The sequence below is a fragment of the Brevibacillus laterosporus genome, assembly GCF_030489605.1.
GTDB lineage: Bacteria > Bacillota > Bacilli > Brevibacillales > Brevibacillaceae > Brevibacillus_B > Brevibacillus_B laterosporus_E.
The window spans coordinates 401,559-421,524 of record NZ_JAUKFY010000001.1 but is presented as its reverse complement, the minus strand read 5'-3'; the positions used below and the strand labels follow the sequence as shown (position 1 = coordinate 421,524).

Annotated in this window: 14 protein-coding genes and 1 riboswitch; of the genes, 1 reads left to right on the top strand and 13 read right to left on the bottom strand. The window is 42.6% G+C overall.

What is annotated here, in order from left to right:
- Window positions 1-118 precede the first annotated feature (118 nt).
- The 11 genes from QZ995_RS01610 to QZ995_RS01560 all read right to left on the bottom strand — a co-directional run bounded on the left by QZ995_RS01610 (window position 119) and on the right by QZ995_RS01560 (window position 16,607).
- A complete protein-coding gene (locus QZ995_RS01610) occupies window positions 119-1,534 on the bottom strand; it encodes a glycoside hydrolase family 1 protein (protein ID WP_301802125.1) in 1,416 nt (471 codons plus the stop codon).
- Between the two features lie 84 nt (window positions 1,535-1,618).
- Window positions 1,619-3,505, bottom strand: coding sequence for a beta-glucoside-specific PTS transporter subunit IIABC (locus tag QZ995_RS01605; RefSeq protein ID WP_301802124.1), 1,887 nt, complete (start codon window positions 3,503-3,505; stop codon window positions 1,619-1,621).
- Between the two features lie 346 nt (window positions 3,506-3,851).
- Complete coding sequence (gene licT, locus QZ995_RS01600; RefSeq protein WP_301802120.1) at window positions 3,852-4,685, bottom strand: BglG family transcription antiterminator LicT; 834 nt, start codon at window positions 4,683-4,685, stop codon at window positions 3,852-3,854.
- 159 nt (window positions 4,686-4,844) lie between these two features.
- Window positions 4,845-6,605: an FTR1 family iron permease gene (locus QZ995_RS01595; protein WP_301802117.1), complete on the bottom strand. Its 1,761-nt coding sequence runs from the start codon at window positions 6,603-6,605 to the stop codon at window positions 4,845-4,847.
- A gap of 37 nt (window positions 6,606-6,642) precedes the next feature.
- A complete protein-coding gene (efeB, locus tag QZ995_RS01590; protein ID WP_301802114.1) occupies window positions 6,643-7,959 on the bottom strand; it encodes an iron uptake transporter deferrochelatase/peroxidase subunit in 1,317 nt (438 codons plus the stop codon).
- A gap of 6 nt (window positions 7,960-7,965) precedes the next feature.
- Entirely contained in the window at window positions 7,966-8,832 is an 867-nt protein-coding gene (efeO, locus tag QZ995_RS01585; RefSeq protein WP_301802111.1) for an iron uptake system protein EfeO, read from the bottom strand.
- 149 nt (window positions 8,833-8,981) lie between these two features.
- Window positions 8,982-9,356 (bottom strand): hypothetical protein, encoded by a 375-nt coding sequence (locus tag QZ995_RS01580; RefSeq protein ID WP_301802108.1) that lies wholly within the window; start codon window positions 9,354-9,356, stop codon window positions 8,982-8,984.
- Between the two features lie 81 nt (window positions 9,357-9,437).
- Complete coding sequence (locus QZ995_RS01575; protein ID WP_301802105.1) at window positions 9,438-13,262, bottom strand: S8 family serine peptidase; 3,825 nt, start codon at window positions 13,260-13,262, stop codon at window positions 9,438-9,440.
- A gap of 199 nt (window positions 13,263-13,461) precedes the next feature.
- Window positions 13,462-14,211, bottom strand: a complete 750-nt coding sequence (sdhB, locus tag QZ995_RS01570; protein ID WP_301802103.1) for a succinate dehydrogenase iron-sulfur subunit — start codon at window positions 14,209-14,211, stop codon at window positions 13,462-13,464.
- A 2-nt stretch (window positions 14,212-14,213) separates the two neighbouring features.
- The gene (gene sdhA, locus QZ995_RS01565) at window positions 14,214-15,977 is read right to left on the bottom strand and encodes a succinate dehydrogenase flavoprotein subunit (RefSeq protein ID WP_301802101.1); all 1,764 of its coding nucleotides are present in this window, start codon (window positions 15,975-15,977) and stop codon (window positions 14,214-14,216) included.
- Window positions 15,978-15,995: 18 nt separating this feature from the next.
- On the bottom strand, window positions 15,996-16,607 hold the full coding sequence (locus QZ995_RS01560; RefSeq protein ID WP_301802099.1) for a succinate dehydrogenase cytochrome b558 subunit: 612 nt from the start codon (window positions 16,605-16,607) through the stop codon (window positions 15,996-15,998).
- Window positions 16,608-17,124: 517 nt separating this feature from the next.
- Here QZ995_RS01560 and QZ995_RS01555 point away from each other — a divergent pair.
- Window positions 17,125-17,604: a DUF2507 domain-containing protein gene (locus QZ995_RS01555; protein ID WP_301802098.1), complete on the top strand. Its 480-nt coding sequence runs from the start codon at window positions 17,125-17,127 to the stop codon at window positions 17,602-17,604.
- Between the two features lie 107 nt (window positions 17,605-17,711).
- On the opposite strand, the gene metX is transcribed toward QZ995_RS01555, so the two are convergent.
- Window positions 17,712-18,812: a homoserine O-acetyltransferase MetX gene (metX, locus tag QZ995_RS01550; RefSeq protein ID WP_301802096.1), complete on the bottom strand. Its 1,101-nt coding sequence runs from the start codon at window positions 18,810-18,812 to the stop codon at window positions 17,712-17,714.
- A gap of 104 nt (window positions 18,813-18,916) precedes the next feature.
- Window positions 18,917-19,027, bottom strand: a riboswitch (SAM riboswitch).
- Window positions 19,028-19,078: 51 nt separating this feature from the next.
- A complete protein-coding gene (locus QZ995_RS01545; RefSeq protein WP_301802095.1) occupies window positions 19,079-19,900 on the bottom strand; it encodes a GNAT family N-acetyltransferase in 822 nt (273 codons plus the stop codon).
- Between the last annotated feature and the right edge of the window lie 66 nt (window positions 19,901-19,966).

Sequence of the window (19,966 nt, the reverse complement as noted above, 5' to 3'; positions counted from 1 at the left end):
CGTACTATATCATGCTCGAAACTTCCAGACCACTCTTTATATTTTATTTTTATTTATGACTTTTCTATCAAAATAAAAAAGGCGCAAAGGTTATAAAAAACCTAGCGCCTCTATCATTTTAATCTAATACTTTTCCATTACTCGCAATGACATTTTTATACCAGTAGAAGCTTTTCTTTTTCAATCTTCGCAGAGTTCCCTTTCCTTCATTATCCTTATCTACATAAATGAATCCGTAACGCTTCTTCATCTCTGCAGTGGAAGCACTAACTAAATCAATCGGCCCCCATGTTGTGTAACCAATCAGGTCAACACCATCTGCAACCGCTTCTTTCATTTCCGCAATGTGATCCTTTAAGTATGCAATGCGGTAATCATCCGCAATGACGTCGCCCTCTTCTACAACATCAACTGCCCCTAATCCATTTTCCACAATAAAGAGTGGTACCTGATAACGATCGTACAAGATATTAAGGGCAATGCGCAGACCTTTCGGGTCGATTTCCCATCCCCAATCCGTTGCTTTCAAATACGGGTTTTTTACGCCACCCATGATGAGATTTCCATTTGTCTCTCCAGCTTTTTCAGGGGTTACTGTTGCTGTTCTGCTTACATAGTAGCTAAAGCCCAGATAGTCTACTTTGTACGTGCGCAATAGCTCTTCGTCGCCTTCCTCTATGACGATTTGAATATCATTTTCAGCAAAATATCGCTTCGTATAGGATGGATAATAGCCTCTCACTTGAATATCGGTAAAGAATAAGGTCTCGCGATCTGTAGTAAATGCTTTCCATACATCTTCTGGATGACTTGTTAGCGGGTAGGTTGGCAAATACGCAAGCATGCAACCAATCTTAGCATCTGGAATGATTTCATGGCATGCTTTTACGGCCAAAGCGCTTGCCACGAACTGATGATGAGCCGCTTGATACATCGCGTTCTTCTCGTTCTCGCCTTCAGTAAATACAAGTCCACCGCCCGTAAATGGTGCATGCAGCACAACGTTAATCTCATTAAACGTCATCCAGTATTTCACTTTATCCTTGTAGCGTTTAAAGACAGTTTTGGCAAAACGCTCATAGAATTCAACTAACTTCCGATTTCTCCAACCTCCATACTGCTTCACCAGATAAAGCGGCATCTCATAATGTGAGATCGTTACTACCGGCTCAATACCGTATTTTCTAATTTCATCAAACAACTGATCATAGAATTTCAAGCCTTCTTCGTTTGGTTCAAGCTCGTCACCATTCGGAAAAATTCTTGTCCAAGCAATCGAGGTCCGGAAGCATTTAAAGCCCATTTCTGCAAACAAGGCAATATCTTCTTTATAGCGATGATAAAAATCAATCGCTTCATGATAAGGATAATAGCCTTCCATTGATTCATCATGCGGGTACATAATGCCTCTCGGTGACACATCTGCTGTTGAAAGACCTTTGCCACCCTCTTGATAAGCGCCCTCTAGCTGATTAGCTGCGACCGCTCCTCCCCATAGAAAGCCTTCTGGAAATTTCTTCACGATTTGCGTCATAACTTGTTTCCTCCTTATAAGTAGAATTGCATCTATGCAAAATTTCGATATAAACATAGGTGATGGATCAACAACTCATATTCCTTAGACACGCAAGGTAAGCAAAAGCTCTTTTTCTTTTACTTCAGCTAAACTCGAAAGTTCGATCTCTGGATATTGATCTGTATTCGTGATGATTACAGGTGTAATCGTTTCAAAGCCTGCCTGTCTAATTTCCTGTAAATCGAATTCAATAAGCAGCTCCCCTACCTTGACCTGCTGACCTGTCTCTACATGGGCGGTAAAGTGTTTGCCTCCCAATTTAACGGTATCGATTCCAATATGAATCAGTACCTCTGCTCCCGCATCACTGATTAACCCTATAGCATGCTTCGTATTAAAAATCGAGACGACAGTTCCATTCACTGGCGAAACAACACGTCCCTCTGTGGGTTCAATCGCTAGTCCTTTTCCCATAATCTCTCGAGAAAAGGTAGGATCGCTGACTGCTTGGAGAGGATGAACAGCTCCAGCTATCGGACTGAAAATCTGTTCATTTTGAACATGCGTATTTTCTGTTGCTGCTTCTTTTTCTACTGCTATGATTTCTTCTGTTTCTTTCGACTCTTCCTGAGCTTCATTAGTTGGAATATCAATGAAGCCTAGAATATATGTCATGACTGCTCCAACGATAAAAGCAATGATAAGACCAATAATCGCATACCAGAACGTTTCCCCAACGAGGATCGGCAAACCAGGCAATCCCGCATTTCCGCCTACAATATAAGCCTTCGTTTTAAATAAGCTGATAAAGGCACCACTGACTGCACCACCGATTAACGCCGCGATGAACGGTTTCTTCAATCTCATATTGACCCCATACATCGCCGGCTCGGTAATACCCATCGTTGCCGTTATACTTGTAGAAATGGCAATTGATTTAAATTCCTTGTTCCGTGACTTTAAGAATACTCCAAAGGCTGCGCCTGCTTGAGCTAAGTTAGCTACGAACATAATCGGAAGAATGTAATCGTAGCCAAGCTGAGCTACGGAACCAATCATAATAGGTATCAGCGCATAGTGCATGCCGGTAATGATGATAAGAGACATTGTTCCTCCAAGCAGCACTCCCGCAAACAAACCTGCATGATCGAACAACCCTATAATTCCTGTGGCAAGTCCATTTCCGATAATAGTTCCAATTGGTCCAATGGCAATAAGCATAAGCGGTACTACAATGAGTAAGGTAATCATGGGTACCAAAATCAATTTCATTGATTTATGAATGAGGTTATCTACGAATTTTTCCACATAAGATGCCAGCCAGATCGTAATGACGATAGGAATAACCGACGAAGCATAGGTAACGGCTGTTACCGGTATCCCCATAAAACTCGTGCTTTGCCCTGTACCTAACAGGACTGTCAATTGCGGATGGAGAACGGCGGCTGCGACAGCTACAGCAACAAAAGGATTATTTCCAAATTTATTTGCTGCACTAAAAGCCAAGATGAGCGGCAGGAAGTAGAAAGCACCGTCTCCGATCGCATTTAGTATCTGATAGGTACTATCCTCTGGCAACATCCAGCCAAACGTTGCTGCTAAGGACAAGAGACCTTTAATCATCCCTGCTCCAGCTATCGCTGGTAAAATCGGCGTAAATACCCCTGCAATGATATCAAAAATAGCACTTATCGGATTTTGCTTCTTTTGCATCCCCTTCTCTTTTCCTTGTATCTTTGCAGCTATATCGGTGCTCTTCATTATCTCTTTATAAACCTGCGCCACATCGTTTCCAATGATGACCTGAAACTGACCTCCACTTTTCATGGTCCCCATGACACCCTTAGTCTTCTCAAGCCTCTCTTTATCAGCAAGCTGATCGTCATGCAGGTTAAAGCGTAATCTGGTCATACAGTGGGTAACGTGTGCAATATTTTCTTTTCCTCCAACAAGCGCTACTATTTCTTTTGCTACTTTTTCTTGATCCATAGAAAAACACATCCTTTACCTAACATGACTGAGATAAAAGCAACGCACTTGTTCAAATGGGCCCAATTGATCAAAAGTTTTGCATCATCTCATAAAAAAAACCCAAATATCTACCCACGTATCGACAACCATGTCTGTACATGAATAAACATTTAGGTTTTGCCTGCTTACCAGTAACAATCCTAGTAGTATGAAATTAAAAAAAACCTAAATCGCTGTCCATATAAATAGACAACCATTTAGGTTTTGCCTGCTTAACCAGTAACAATCCTAATCAATAAGAACTTGTCTTATTAAGTTACTTATAAAATATCATGTCCTTTTGATAATGTCAACGCTTTCATTTTCACTTTTTATTTACCACTCTATGAATGTGGATCGTTAGATAAAGCACTTCTTCATTTGTTAGCTCATGCTTATATTCCTTTTGAATGTATCGTTTGATTTTCTTGGTACACTCATAAGCTTCCTTATACTTGCTTTTAACCATCTCGTATAAGAAATCGTCTCCGCTCTCCATATGGGTTTCCTTGCACAAGCGTTGAGCGAAAAATTTTAAATGGGTAATAAACCGGTAATAATGCAAGGATTCCTCGTCCACTTCAATATTGAAATGATATTTAACGATGTTTAAAATCTCTTGCATTACCTTCGTAATAGTAACAATCGTTGGCATTTCCTCGTTTAATTCCGCATTTACAATGTGTAAAGCGATAAAACCAGCCTCATCTTCTGGTAATGTAATTCCTAATTTCTGATTGATCTGTTTGATTGCCTTTTGACCAACAGAAAATTCATCTTGATACAACCTTTTGATCTCCCAAAGCAAGGCATTTTTAATATCTAATCCGTCCTTGTTACGCTGAATGGCAAAATAAATATGATCTGTTAGGGAAACGTAAATGCTTTCATTTAGCTTTTTTCCCAAGCTCATTTTGGCATAGTTAATGATATTCTCAGAGATCTCCATATACTCCATCGGAATTTCATAAAGCAGTGTTTTAAACTTCTCGGAGATATCCTTATTTTCTAATTTGAAGATTTTTTCGATCTTGTCTTCTTCAACCTTATCGCCTGGTCGCTTCTGAAAAGCAATTCCTCTGCCCATTATCACCAGTTCTTTATTTTGATCGTTGTATACACTGATCACATTGTTGTTAATAACCTTGGCTATTTTCATGCTGACGATCCTCCCTTAGGGTTAACCAAATGCTTGCTTACAATCGTCCTGATCTTTTTTTGATCGTACCTTTCTTTTCAGCAGAGGTCAATGGAAAATGAAAAGAGAGAAAAAAGCCCGATCATCAATTTGATCGGACTCTTTTTTGCGATATTGATCTTATGCAGGAATCACGGTTTTTTTCGCTCGTTTGTGAGTCCAAGCAAACACTCCAAATACAACGATCAATAAAACAGCCTGTGACAGCACAGTTTCCATGGTTGGGAATAATCCAATTCCTTCCCACAATGGCAGTTGGCTTATCGGATGAACAGGCAAGGATTTCGTGATTTGCAATGCATGCACACTGACTCCGACAATTTTGAAGGCTAGCGCATAAATAACAACTGTGGCCGTCGTAAAGAACAAGCGAATCGGCAGTTTTACACTGTAACGAATCAGCACAAATCCGACAACCAACAAGATCGCTAACGCAAGGGCAATCCCTGCTAACAATTCCTGCGTCGTAATGGATGGAGCTAAACCGATATAGAAAATAACGGTTTCCGCACCTTCACGGAAGATTGCTAGAAAGCTAACGGTTGCCATAGCCCATAGCCCGCCTTTAGCAACTGCCGATTCTACCTGACCTTTAAGATAAACATTCCAATTTTGAATGTTGGACTTATTGTGTAACCAATTCCCTACCAGCACCATCATGATAACAGCCGCAATTCCGAATACACCTTCTAGGTATTCACGGCTAGCACCGGCTGTCGCTTGAGAAAAGAACAGCTGGATACCAACAGCCAACAAACCACTACATATCATTCCGACAACCACACCTGCCCAAATCCATTTTTGTTGATGGGCGTGGTTGGTTTTTTTCAAAAAGGAAAGCAAGGCTGCTACAATCACTAAAGCCTCAAATCCTTCGCGCAATAAAATCACCGCTGCATCCCACATATGATAAGAGCCGCTCGATACATAGGGAGCAAGATCAGTCTGTAGCTGAGTCAAGCGATCAGTAGCCTGTGAAGTCTTGGGAACCTTAGAGCTAAGTTCACTAATGGCTAATGGAATTTCATTCTCCACTTTTGCATATAAGCTAGGTGCTCTCGTCATAATTTCACCTTCGACCAGTGGCCAAATCGTTAAAAATTGATTAAGGGTATCAATGGCAGCAGCATTATCATTGGCCCCTATAGCAGAGATTGTGGTCGAAAGCAAATCTAACAAGCTTTGAACGGAATAAGTCCCTTCTGCCGGGGCGTCTCCACTTGTTTTTCCATCTAAAAATGCCTGGATAGATTGGTGAAGTCCGTCCATTTTTTCAGCTACCTTTTTCAAATCTAGCGTTTCGGCATTTAACGCAATGCGTACAAAAGCCATTTGTTTCTCAATATCACCGTATGCCACGATGCTTTTATTACGGACAATTAATTCCGCTCTCGTCCAATTTCTATCCAAGGCTTGATAGGCCTTAAGCATCTCTGGTTGGCTTTGCTGGTTAACCTCCTTTTGCCATTTTTCCAGTTGGGCAAGGACATCCTTTAGCTTCTGTTGATTCTCCTGTTTGGGAGGAGCAATCGTTTCTTCGTACGTTCTCAGGGCTTTGGACAGTTGTTGCAGACCAGCATAAATGGCCTTATCATCCTTTGTTTCTTTCTGCAACTGTGCCTGCACGTGCCCTATTGCATTGTCAACCTCTTTGGCTTGAGGAATATCGGTTCTCTCTTTCGTCCATTCCCCCGCAAAAGTGGTGATCGTCGCTTGTACATGAGGCCAATCCTGCTCCTTTGTCTTCAAGAAAGCATCAGACATCGTCACAAAAAGCCGGTCTGTCGCTTCTGTAGCCCAAGCTGGCATACTTACAGCCGTCAAAAAAGCAACCACCATTAACATGGCTATCATACGCTGTTTACTCTTTAAAAACCACATAGGGCTCACAACTCCTACTCCTTATAGATCTATGTTGCTACCGGAACAAGCCCTCACCTATATAGCTTCCTTTTTTTACCCCCGGGAAGCAAGCAAACAACCCGCTTCCGCGATGAACAATATACTCGTTTAACTTATCATTCTTCGCCAAACGGTGCTGCATCGGAATAAATTGCTTAATCGGGTCTCGCTGGTAGCATATAAACAAGAGACCGGCGTTGAGAGTTCCCGTTTTCGAATCCATACCATCTGCATAGGAATAGGATCTGCGTAAAATTTTGACGGAACCATCTCCATGCGCAATTCGAGCATGGGAAACATCCGGTAATTTCTCAGGCTGTAGCGGTTCGAACTCGTCTGTTCCTCCTAGGGGAGCACCACTATCTCGATGTCGGCCAAATGTCAGTTCTTGATCACTCAAATTAGTACGATCCCAAACTTCAAGACGCATCTGAATACGGCGATAAACCATATAGGAACCGCCTACCATCCAATCTGGTCCATCACTAGGCTGTACCCAAACATGTTGATTAAGCTGTGCCGGGTCTTTCACATTAGGATTACCTGTGCCATCCTTAAAACCAAACAGGTTACGCACCGTTTCACCCTTTAGATCAGCCTGCTTGGTACGCTGGAAGCCGGCTTGATTCCAACGCATCGTCGCGACTCCTCTCGCTCGTCTAATCAGATTGCGCAATGCATGAAATGCTACCTGCTGGTCATCTGCACATACCTGTACAACAATATCTCCTCCCGTCCATTCGGGCTGAAGAGCATCCTGTGCAAAGTGTGGCAGCTCGATTAAAGCTTGGGGACGTTTCGCTTTAATCCCAAAACGATCAATACCGTCCTTGACAAAAAACTGAGCGCTAACACCAAATGTAATGGTAAGCTGGGAAGCAGAAAGACCTTCTGCTTCCCCCGTATCCACTGGCGGGAGATACTGACTTGTTTTCGTATCCTCCACTGGCAGACCCTGTGTCATATTTTCTGTAGCTTTGGTCCAATCTTTAAAAAGTGCTATTACATCAGAACGTTTAGTGGTCGTTAAATCAAAAGCTGCTACATAGACAAAGTTTTGAGTTTCTGTAGTAATACCTGCTTGATATTCTCCGTAAAAAGGGACAGTATCAGCTTTCATACGGCCTGATTTATCTTTTGTCTTGTCTGATTTACCTTGTAAGTGGTTAGCTGCAGCAATGACACCGCCCATTCCACTAGCTCCGACTAAAAGTCCAAGTCCTCCAACCCCAACCATTTTAAGCATATCTCGGCGCGAAAGCTTTGTTTCATTTTGATCAGGAGTTGTGTTCTGTTGTTGCTCGTGTTGTTTTTTCTCACGTTCTTCTTTCATAGATGCCTATCCCTCCAGCACAACACCAATTTTAGACAGTGGCTCGGCAAGTGCATCAATGGCTTGGCTAAGTTTTTTGACCTGATCTGGTTTTAATTCCGTATAAGAAGCATACTCCTTCCCTTTTTTGAAAGGGGCCAATAATCCAAATACATCATCAAAACGTTTTTTGATTTCATCTGATAACTTCTGATCCTTTGCTAGCAAAGCTGGTTGTAATAGCTCATATATTTTTTGGGCTCCTTCTACGTTGGCAGCGAAGTCATACAAGTCAGTGTGAGAATAACGCTCTTCTTCTCCTGTTACCTTAGAGGATGATACCTCGTTTAACAAATCCACCGCACCTGTTACCAGAAGCTCCGGTGTAACTTCTACTGTTTCTACCTTAGCACGCAATAGCTTTACATCATTTAGCAACTGATCAGCCACTTTTTCAGATCCTTTTGTTGTTTTGTCTACCCACAGGCCTTGCTCGATCTTATGGAAGCCGCCCCATTCTTCTTTTGGCACATCGCCGTCACGAGCGTCAATTTTAGGGTCCAAATCTCCTAGGGATTCTGCAATTGGCTCAATGCGCTCGTAGTACATGCGGGATGGAGCATATAATTTCTTCGCTGTTTCCATATCCCCTGTTTTTACTGCAGTTACGAATTTTTCAGTAGAAACCACAAATTGATCGATCTGGTCAATAGAATATGTTCGATATGCTTCAGCTACACCTTTTAAAGCATCTTTTTTCTTTTCTGCCTTTGGTGCAGCATCTGTTTGGGCAACCTGCTTATCTGCTTGTGTTGGTTGAGATTGCTGTGTGCATCCCAGAAGTGATGCCCCCACTAAAAATATTGTTGATAGTGTAAAAATAGACTTTTTCATGAAGTACTCCCCTTAATTGTTAGAAATAGAAATAAGTTCGAACCACATTATAATACGAATGATAATCATTATCAATAACTTTTTTGCTCTCATTTTCAAAGGCTCTTGACAAACGGTAATTCCTAGTAATAACAAGCTTTTACTATGAATTACATGATCAAATAAGGGATAGAGGGAAATAAATTTTTGATTGACTCATGCTCTTGTGTAGCATAAATAGCTACTGTTTTTCGTAAATCAAGAATGGGAACCCCTATTTCATGCTTACTTAATTGCCATGCGGGGGTGGGTAAAGATTGGAAGGAGAACACCATATTTCCGAAGCGGCGACACTCTTGTAAGCAAATGTCTTGAGAATACTCCTTGCTCTCTTCTAATAAATGAATTGGTTCAAGACCAAACTGCTCAATCAAATGCATTCTGTCGGCTAAATCCTTGCCATGCTTATAGGGAGCCGTCCGTCGCGGCGATAGGATTGGGTAATGCTCAATAACATATTTGTCATGAATGCCATGATAAAACAAAAGCCTCACCTCTTCATTATGAAAGAAAGAGCGGCCATTTCTTTGATGGCCACTCTTTTTTATTGGTATAAAAACATTCACTTATTCTTGCAGATTAGGCTTTAGCCGTTTTGATTGTAATTTAATTCCTGTCACTATAGCCTGAGCCTTTGTCTCTCGCCCTAATAGATCGTGCGCCACTACGGTGATCGTTTCTCTGCCCTCTTTTACCCGTGGAATTTCTAGCAGAAAATCTCCCTGATCGCTTACATCACCGTACAAGCGCTGATCTCCATAGTAAAAGGACAGCTCTGTATTAGATTGTTTAATGACCCGTCCTCTCACCTGAAGAGTAGAGCCTGCTGTATCATCATAGCTCGGCTTTGCAAAACCCACAGAAAGCGGCTTGGCAGGAAGCCCCTTGTACGTAATCCGTTTTTGATCCTGCATGACAACCACCGAACCTGTCGTTGCATCGGCATAGCATATAACAGACTGTGTTGTCAGGTTCTTCGCTTCGTCTATCGCCTCAACTAAAACCTTATTTTCACCATGCTTAAGACCAATTTGATGGGAAAAGTATTTCTGAACAGGCTTCTCAATCTGATCCTCTTCCCAGCTTGCAATTATTTCACCATTAACCTTCAATCTTCCTTTATAATTCATATCACGATACATCCAGCGCAGAGGGACCACGATCTTTTTACTGGTCGCGTCAAACACAATATCCTCGTTACCATCGTTTACAAATTGCAAAATAGGCGGCGTTTTATCCACGATAATCCGCTGTGTAAATTCACGGGTGTTTCCAAATGCATCTGTCACTTTATAGGGGACATATTGTATCCCCTCTGGGAGGTCTAGGACAATCTGGAATCGACCGTCCGGTTCCACTTTTACCGATTGCTCTTTGATCGTAAGCTTAACCCGATCCATCATGTCTTCGCCTGTCACCTTGCCGCGAATAGCCACATGATTTTGATTGCTTACCATGATTTGGTGAAAAATCTGATCAGGAAACTCAATTCCCGGCGGGGTTAAATCACTTTGTCCATTGATATGCGTATAGGAAAAGTTACCCGCGTAATCATAGGCAACCAGCGTCATTTTTTTGTGTGGCTGACTCACTACTGCTTGTGTAATCGTCGGGGCATAAGGTCCACCTGTTTTTTTTCCATCCACATACAGCAGATAGCCTTGAATATCTTTATCTTTTGTCTGCCACTGAAGTTTATTTTTATTTAACTGCGCTGTGATTTGCGGTGCTTGACGATCCACGCGCACAGGCAGGGTAAGCGTCTGCCACTTGGCGTTGCTCCCATCATTTTTCGCACGGATGACAAATCGATACGCCCCGTCAGGCGCTGGTACATAGGCCCCTTTATCTGAGGAATAAATCATTCCGTCCCAAGCCCACTCTTCTTTCTCCGTGAAGAAAAAGGAATCGCCTTTTCTTGACTGGTCAAATTTATTTACCTTACCATCTTTGACGAGAGATCGAACAACTTGACCTGTTGAATCTGTAACATTAATAGAGAGCTCTCGCGCATTACGTAAGAACGTAATAGATGGTGCTGCCTTATCATAATGACCATCTCCATTGGGTGAAAACGCAATATGGTCTGGGTTGATTAATACATGACCATTCTCATCTACACCATTCACACCCAGTGCATCCCGGAAACGCCATTTGTCACTTTCTTTATCGTGATACCAAGTTGTTTTGACACTGGTGAGCTTTTCCTGACTCTCAACGCTCCACATAGGAGCGTCCATGATTCTTGGTTCATTCCATTCTCCATAAAAACCATAATATGGAACCCGCAAAGCAGGTACCTGAGCTTGTTTGGGGGTAAATAGCAAGTATCCTTCCACAAACCTTTGTTTAGGAGCATTCTTTGGCACTGTTACGGTTACCTGAACTTCTTGTTTTTGGCCGGGAGCTACTGTAACGCTTGGGGTTTGGAATTGAACCTTGGCCCCAGGCAACCGCGTCTCCTTCATGCTAAAGTATCCATTCTCTATCTGATCAGTTAACACACCGAATTCATCACTTAGTGTGTACGTGAGTGGCTCTTTGCCGAATTTGTTAGAAATGATGAGGCTAAACGTTCGTTTCTCACCGATTTGCCCTAAGGATACACCTGCTTTTCCCCCTTTATTTGTAATAACAACGGGAGTTTTTGCGGCTTTTACCACCTGCATGATGCCTGCCCCTTGCACACGAGGCGAATAAGGAAGGGGCGGTAGCTTTTCATTTTTTGTCTTAGATGTACGCGGATCAAGTACGGGCTGAGCCGTGTTCATGGCTACTGCTTTTAGAGTTTCAACCAGCTCTCGTCCTTCTAAGGAATATCCTTGTTTTTGATAATACTGCTTGAGTAAGGCCATTGCTCCTGCAACGTGCGGAGTTGCCATTGATGTACCACTTTTCACCCCATATCCGTCTTGCGAAACAGTGGACAAAATCCCGCCACCAGGTGCAGATATCTCCGGTTTAAATTGTAAGTCCGGCGTAGGTCCCCATGAGGAAAAGGAGGACATTGTTCCACCTTCTGGATATGGCAATTCATTTTGCGCAAACTGGCCATCAAAGGTGATTTTTACCTTTTTTCCCTTTTTCAATTTCTCTGCTATTGCTTCGCCCATTGATTTTAAAATAGATGCACTTGGTATATTTTTACTTTCATTTCCACTCATCAAAAAAGGGCCTGCTTGATTGTTATAAATAAGAGCTCCAGCCGCACCCGCTTCCTTAGCTAGACGCAGCTTTTCATCAAAGGTTATATCCCCGCGTTCAATTAAAACGACTTTATTTTTAACACTAACATTGTAATCCTCTTTCTTCCCTTTCCCAACATACGCCATCTCATGTGTCTGTGATAAATACTGCTCAGGTTGCAACGGGCTTCCACTGATTGGAACTCCCGTCAAATAAACCACACGCGGCAACTGATCGACACCCTCAAGTGCAAAACTATTGCCAGCAAACGTAGTGGCATTAACCGATGCAATGCTAAAAGCATCTGGAGCGAGTCCAGGTGACCCGATCATGGCGTAATCGGGATTGACTTGTTTTACTTTATCACTACCAAAATAAGAATCATTGCCAGCTGCTGCGACAACGATAACACCACTGTCGACAGCATTTTTGACCGCATACTGTTCGGTATTCGTCTCATCTACATATCCAGCGGAAGACCCCAGACTAAGATTAATCACATCTGCTTTTTTAGCAATAGAATCGGTCATTGCAAATAAAATGGATTCACTAAGCCCGGAAATGCTACCTTGATAATTGCTAAAAACCTTTTCGCTAAGCAATTGAGCTTCGGGTGCAACTCCTTTTACTTTACCATTTCCTGCTACTATTCCCGCCACATGCACACCATGCTGAGATTCCCCTACATCTTGAGTTATTTGATTGCGATCAGCCCAATTATATCCTGTAATAACCTTTTGCGATGTTCCAGACTTTTTTTGTGCTGCTTGTTTATCGTGAGGTGCTGGAAAATCAGGGTGTTTATGATTAATGCCTGTATCCACAATGGAAATCAGCATCCCTTCCCCTTTTACCCCCAACTCCTGCCAAGCTCTATCTGCCTCGATCATCGACAGAGTAGATTTTCCAGCCTTAGCCACGGACTCTCCTTTTATCACATGCTTCAAGGCATTCCATTCGTTTGCTTGATTATGAAGCAAGTTAAAAAGATTGCCCGGGGAATGACCGCCTGCTTTTTTGGGAAAAGATGCACTAGTCGCCTCTCGAATATCCTTTTGAATTTGCTCACGAGAAATGTTTTGCTGCGTGATATCAATCGTCTTGTAATTATGTAAAACGCTATCGGCTCCAACGTAACTGACCGGATAATATAGCAACGGTACAACTGCACCGGCACAAAGCACCTTGATCATTTGTTTCTTCATATACGCAGCCCCCTCCTGGTGAAAATTCTTCATGTAGTATCTTCATCAGTTTGCCAAAGGAAGCTTATGGGTATACACCCGTACCATTACAAGGGAAGGAAAGCATACTACCAATTTTTTCAAAAACAAAAAAGCCTTCTCACTATCGAGAAGGCTTTTTCTTAATTCATGTCGTATAAAAAGGAAAGTAGGTATCTTCTTACGAGAAGAAGAAGGATTTAATAGCATGCTTCGTTGTTTCTTTGTTCATATGAGCAATGGAAGTAGTAAGCGGGATGCCTTTCGGGCAAGACTGTACGCAGTTTTGCGAGTTACCGCAGTAGCTAATTCCACCCTCCTCCATCAAGGACTCTAAACGCTCATGCTTGTTCATTTTTCCTGTCGGATGCTCATTAAACAGACGCACCTGAGAAATGGCAAATGCACCAATAAACGGTGATTTATCATTTACGTTCGGACATGCTTCTAAACACACACCGCAGGTCATACATTTAGATAGTTCGTATGCCCATTGACGATCTACTTCTGCCATTCGTGGTCCTGGTCCTAAATCATGGGTACCATCGATCGGAATCCATGCTTTCACCCGTTTTAAAGCATCGAACATACGGCTGCGATCTACAGTTAAGTCGCGTTGTACAGAGAACGTTTTCATCGGCTCGATACGCACTGGTTGTTCTAACTTATCAATAAGAGCGGAACAGGCTTGGCGTGGTTTTCCGTTAATGACCATCGAGCAAGCACCGCACACCTCTTCTAAACAGTTAGATTCCCAAATGACAGGTTTAGTCTTTTGTCCTTGAGAGTTAACCGGGTTGCGTTGAATTTCCATTAACGCTGAAATTACGTTCATATTTGGACGATACGGAATTTTAAACTCTTCTTTATAAGGCGTGGAATCAGGTGTGTCTTGTCGGGTAACGATCAGATGGATTAAACGATCAGCCATGATCATTTCCCTCCTTTTTTATCACTGGTATAGTCACGCTTACGTGGTTTGATTAAGGAAACGTCTACATCCTCATAATAGATTTCTGGCGCTGTTGTTTCTGAATTATACTTCGCCATTGTCGTTTTCATGAAGCGTTCATCATCACGCTCAGGGAATTCAGGCTTGTAGTGTGCGCCGCGACTTTCATCACGTTTTAGGGCACTGATTGTAATAGCACGAGCTAGAACAAGCATGTTCCACAAATGACGTGTAAACTGTGCTCCGGAGTTGCTCCATTGCTGCGTATCTTGAATGTTGATGTTTTTGTAGCGCTCCATGAGCTCCAAAATCTTATCATCTGTTTTTTGCAATCGATCATTGTAGCGAACCACTGTTACGTTATCAGTCATCCACTCGCCCAATTCTTTATGGATTACGTACGCATTTTCCGTACCGTCCATTTTTAAGATGTTGTCGTATTTCTCTTGTTCTTGCTTGGAATAGCTGTCAAATAAGCTACTTGGAAGATCATCTGAGAGCTTATCCAACGAGTTGATGTAATTGATTGCATTTGGACCAGCAACCATACCGCCGTAAATAGCTGACAACAGCGAGTTCGCACCCAGACGATTACCGCCATGTTGAGAATAATCGCACTCACCTGCAGCAAATAGACCCGGGATATTTGTCATTTGGTTGTAATCTACCCACATACCGCCCATGGAATAGTGAACTGCCGGGAATATGCGCATTGGTACTTTTCGTGGATCTTCCCCAACAAATTTTTCATAAATTTCAATGATACCGCCTAGTTTTACATCCAATTCCTTTGGATCTTTATGAGACAGATCCAAATACACCATGTTTTCGCCGTTGATACCCAACTTCATATCTACACAGACATGGAAAATTTCGCGAGTCGCAATGTCGCGTGGCACGAGGTTTCCGTATGCAGGATATTTTTCCTCTAAGAAGTACCATGGTTTCCCATCTTTATACGTCCAAATGCGGCCGCCTTCTCCACGCGCTGATTCAGACATGAGGCGCAGTTTGTCATCGCCTGGGATAGCAGTTGGATGAATTTGGATAAATTCTCCGTTTGCATAAATAACACCCTGCTGATACAACGCAGATGCCGCTGTACCTGTGTTAATAATAGAGTTAGTAGATTTACCAAAGATAATACCGGGGCCACCAGTCGCCATGATAACTGCATCCGCATGGAAGGCTTTAATTTCACCTGAACGCATGCTCTGTGCAGTTATCCCACGACAGACACCAGCATCATCAAGAACAGCACCGAGGAAATCCCAGTACTCATATTTTTTCACAAGTCCTTCCGTCTCATAACGGCGCACTTGCTCATCTAGTGCATACAGTAATTGCTGTCCTGTCGTTGCTCCAGCAAATGCAGTACGGTGATGCTTCGTTCCCCCAAAGCGGCGGAAGTCTAGCAATCCTTCCGGAGTACGGTTGAACATAACTCCCATACGGTCTAGCATATAAATGATACCAGGTGCAGCATCACACATTGCTTTTACTGGTGGTTGGTTCGCCAGGAAGTCACCGCCATAAATCGTGTCATCAAAGTGTTCCCAAGTAGAGTCGCCTTCCCCTTTGGTATTAACAGCTCCATTAATACCGCCCTGCGCACAGACTGAGTGAGAGCGCTTAACCGGAACTAGGGAAAAAAGTTCTACGGCTACCCCTTTTTCTGCTGCTTTAATTGTCGCCATTAGTCCAGCTAGGCCACCGCCGACAATAATTAATTTACCCTTCGCCATGTTTTATTCCCCCTTCTCTTACACGAATGCGAATACGGCACGCAAGCCTACGTAGGATAATGCTACGAACAGGATCATGGTGAAATAAGTTGCCATACGTTGTGAACGCGGCCCTACTGTAATGCCCCAATGCACTAAGAACGACCATACGCCATTGCAAAGGTGGAACACAGCGGATAGAACACCTACAGCGTAAAACGCTATCATTACGGGATTAGTGAAAATATCATGCATCAGGTCATAGTTAATTTCGACAGTACCAAGTGCTTTGGCAATACGTGTTTGCCATACATGCCACGCTACGAAAATCAGCGTGAAAACACCTGTAACGCGCTGCCAGAGATACATTTGATTGCGGAAAAACGAGTAGTTGCCATTGTTCGGTTTTGCTTGAAATGCAAGATATAGACCGTAAATGGCGTGGAACAACAGCGGGAGATAAATGAATGCAAATTCCAAAAACAATAAGAACGGTGCCTTTTCAATTAGGCCAACCGCTTCGTTAAATGCTTCCGGCCCTTTGGTTGCTTGAAAGTTCGCCGTTAAATGGAACAGTAAAAACAACCCGATCGGAAACAACCCGAGCAGAGTGTGAAGCTTGTGCAAAGCGAAGTTTTTCTTACTTGCCATGCCTTGGGTCCCCCCTTCATTGATGTGTGGAAAATGTTATCTTACAATACCTATGCTTTCACCGTATAGGCTCAAGCAAGACACATGTTCCGCTCCGCTTCCACTTTGGAAGAACATCCTCTATTCACGAAAAACCAGTCCCTCAATATAGAAACACAAAATGTTTCCAGTTTGCGAAATGGTTTCAAAAGTCTGTCAATCCAAAGCATAAAAAAACCGCGGGCGCAAACGAGTTGTGTCTAAATAAAGAATAAAGATTGGAAATTATGTGACCAAAACCAATTGTACTCCTACCTCTTAGTAGCGTCAAGCAATTGAATAGACTTAATACATTCTTAGATTAATTGTAATCTATATCATTTCTAGCTTTTCTTGTTATTTATTCTTATTATGACCACGCATCTATCAGCTATACTCTCTCTCATCCCCATTTACTCCTGTCATTTTCCTGGTCTTAGCATAATTGTTTTTTTCTTTCATAGAATAGAAATCATGCACAAAAGGAGGACGAGCTAACGTGAGACAAGCTACTGATATCCTACAACAGCTTTTACCCGAGTTTTCAGCTTATGATCGTCAGCGTATGCAGCAAATGAACATGCCTTTTGCCGGTCATCTCTTTTTTCGAAATGTAGTCACTCAGGAATTACTGGGAGATTGTGAAGCTCCTATTCTTTATTGGATGGGGAAAGAGATAGGTGAAACCTATCATATACATGCGGCAGAAGATCTGATATTAGCCTTCATCCAGCTCGGCTTAGGAAAGCTGGAATTAACCTTGTGTACAGCTACACAAATTGAATATCTCCTGACACATCCTCATCTTACCATGCAGAGTACAAATCGACTAGAACGCACCCTACAGTTTGAGACAGGCTTTATTGCCGGATCTATTGGCAAGTGGTTAGAGCGTGAGTCAAATGCCACGCTCACTCTTCTGGGAAAGGACAAAAAAAAAGAACCAACTGCACACATTCAGGTTGTTATCTCAGGGTAACAACCTGTTTTTACGTGCAGAGTTCTTATATACGTTTACATAATTACTAGGTGTCATTGTCATGGTTTCCTGCCTGTCTGCTTCCGCTTTATCGTCTGATAAGCTGGTTATCCAATCAATTGGGATGTTTGTTGCTCTACTACCCTTACAGGAAAATAAGGCCCCACTAGCTGAGCCATTTTATCCATTTCAACTAAAAAACCATCGTGCCCAAATACGGAGTCAATTGCAAAAAAGTCAACATTCTTCCCCTGTTGTTTTAATGTAGAGGATAGCCAAAGCTGATGAGGAATTGGATACAATAAATCGTTGGAAATAGCTATACAGACTACCTTGGCTTTGATGCGTGACAATGCGTTTTCAATCCCATTCCTTCCCCTGCCAATATCGTGGGTATCCATTGCTTTTAGGAGATAGAGATAGCTATTTGCATCAAAGCGCTGCACGAGCTTATCGCCTTGATAACGTAAATAGCTTTCCACTTCAAATGTGGTATCCACTAAGTCGGCATGCACGGTGCCTTGATGAGCCCTGCCAAATCGTTCTTCAAATAATTCGGCTGTCCGGTATGTAATCATGCCAACCATACGTGCTGTTGCCAACCCGCGAATAGGACCTAACTGTGGATAATAATGTCCATTATTCCAATCCGGATCATTACAGATCGCTTGCCTTGCCACATCATTATAAGCAATGGCCATAGCTGATAGCTGAGCGCAGGTAGCCACCGGGATCACTACATCCATCATCTGGGGATATTCAACCGCCCACTCATACACCTGCATACCACCCATCGAACCGCCAATAACCGCATAAAGATGAGAAATTCCCAGTTGTTCGATGAGCTTGTATTGGGCGCGCACCATGTCTCGGATCGTCACAACAGGAAAATGAGTGGCATATGGCTCTTTTGTCTCTGGATTCATACTTGCAGGACCTGTTGTTCCGTAGCAGCCACCTAATACGTTTGTGCAAATCACGTAATAATAATTGGTATCAATTGCTTTTCCTGGCCCAATCAGCCCATCCCACCAGCCTGGCTTTTCACCATCACCTACCACTTGACTGTCTCCAGTTAACGCGTGGCAAACCAAAATTGCATTTGATTGCTCAGAGTTGTACGTACCGCTTGTTGTATAACCGATTTCCACTTGACGGAGCACCTCGCCACATTCCAACTCCAGATTGTGAATCGTTGCTTTTCTCAATGCAATTCCTCCCATTTCCACTTGATGCCCTAAAGTGCAGGTATTTATATGCTAAAAAACCCCTCTTCCGGAGAAGAGGGGTTTGATCGTATCGACTAGACCCGCTCTTATCTGCCAGACTACTTCATGTGTGCCTGCTGGATTTAGCACCTCTCCGCTTCTTGCGGGGTTGCCGGGTTTCTTCGGGCCAGTCCCTCCACCACTCTTGATAAGAGATTTCTATATAATTTTGTTTATCATACTTCTTTCGAGTAAGAATTGTCAATCTATTTCAACGAAAAGGATTCTTCTCTTTTTATTTGATACATTGACCAGATTCCAATGTCCTGAAAGCCCAAACGTTTATAAATAGCTCCAGCCTCTGGATTATCATAAAACAAGCACAAGCTTCGCCCTTCCGCTAAAGCATCCCTGCACAGCGCTGCCATGCAAGCACTAGCATACCCCCGCTTGCGATAAATGGGATGAGTACAAACACCAACAATCATGGCAGCCATCGAACACTCGGCTGTTGTCGAAGCACAGGCTACCGTTTCTGTGTTCACCTCTACATAGTAGGTTCTCCCTGTACCGCTTTCCAGTGTGTGTTTCAACGCTTCTTCTGCATCAGCAGATCTGCCAAACTCTTTAATCTGATCGCGCAGGCTGACGATTCTTTTTACATCATGGACTGTGGCTTTTTTTATCTCAAATCCTTTGATTTCATCCTGAGGCAATCGAGAGTCATCTTCTAATTCTGCAAAATAGGTAGTTTTGACCTCATGCTTCGGCAGATGACTTGCAAAGGCTTGTAAACAATCTTGTTTCCCTGATAAAACCTCCAGCTTCTTGTCAGCAAGTAAAATTTCACTGAATCCTTCGATATCAAACTTATCCGAAGCATAAAATACATACGAGTGATAATACCGCAAAAGTACAGCAGAGAGTTTGGTCTGGTCACTCGCTGACCATTCCCCCCATAATTCTTGAAAAGGGGTAGAGAAGCCAAAATTTTCTACATCACCAATAAGAAATAAGTTCAAGCTTCTCTCTTTTGATACCAATTCCATAAATGCTTCATAATCTGATTCTGTTAGTTTTCGGATCATTTGGCAATTCCCTTTCAAAAAGTTTTTCCCTCCATTATTTGAAAGTTTGTACTATTTGTCAATAAA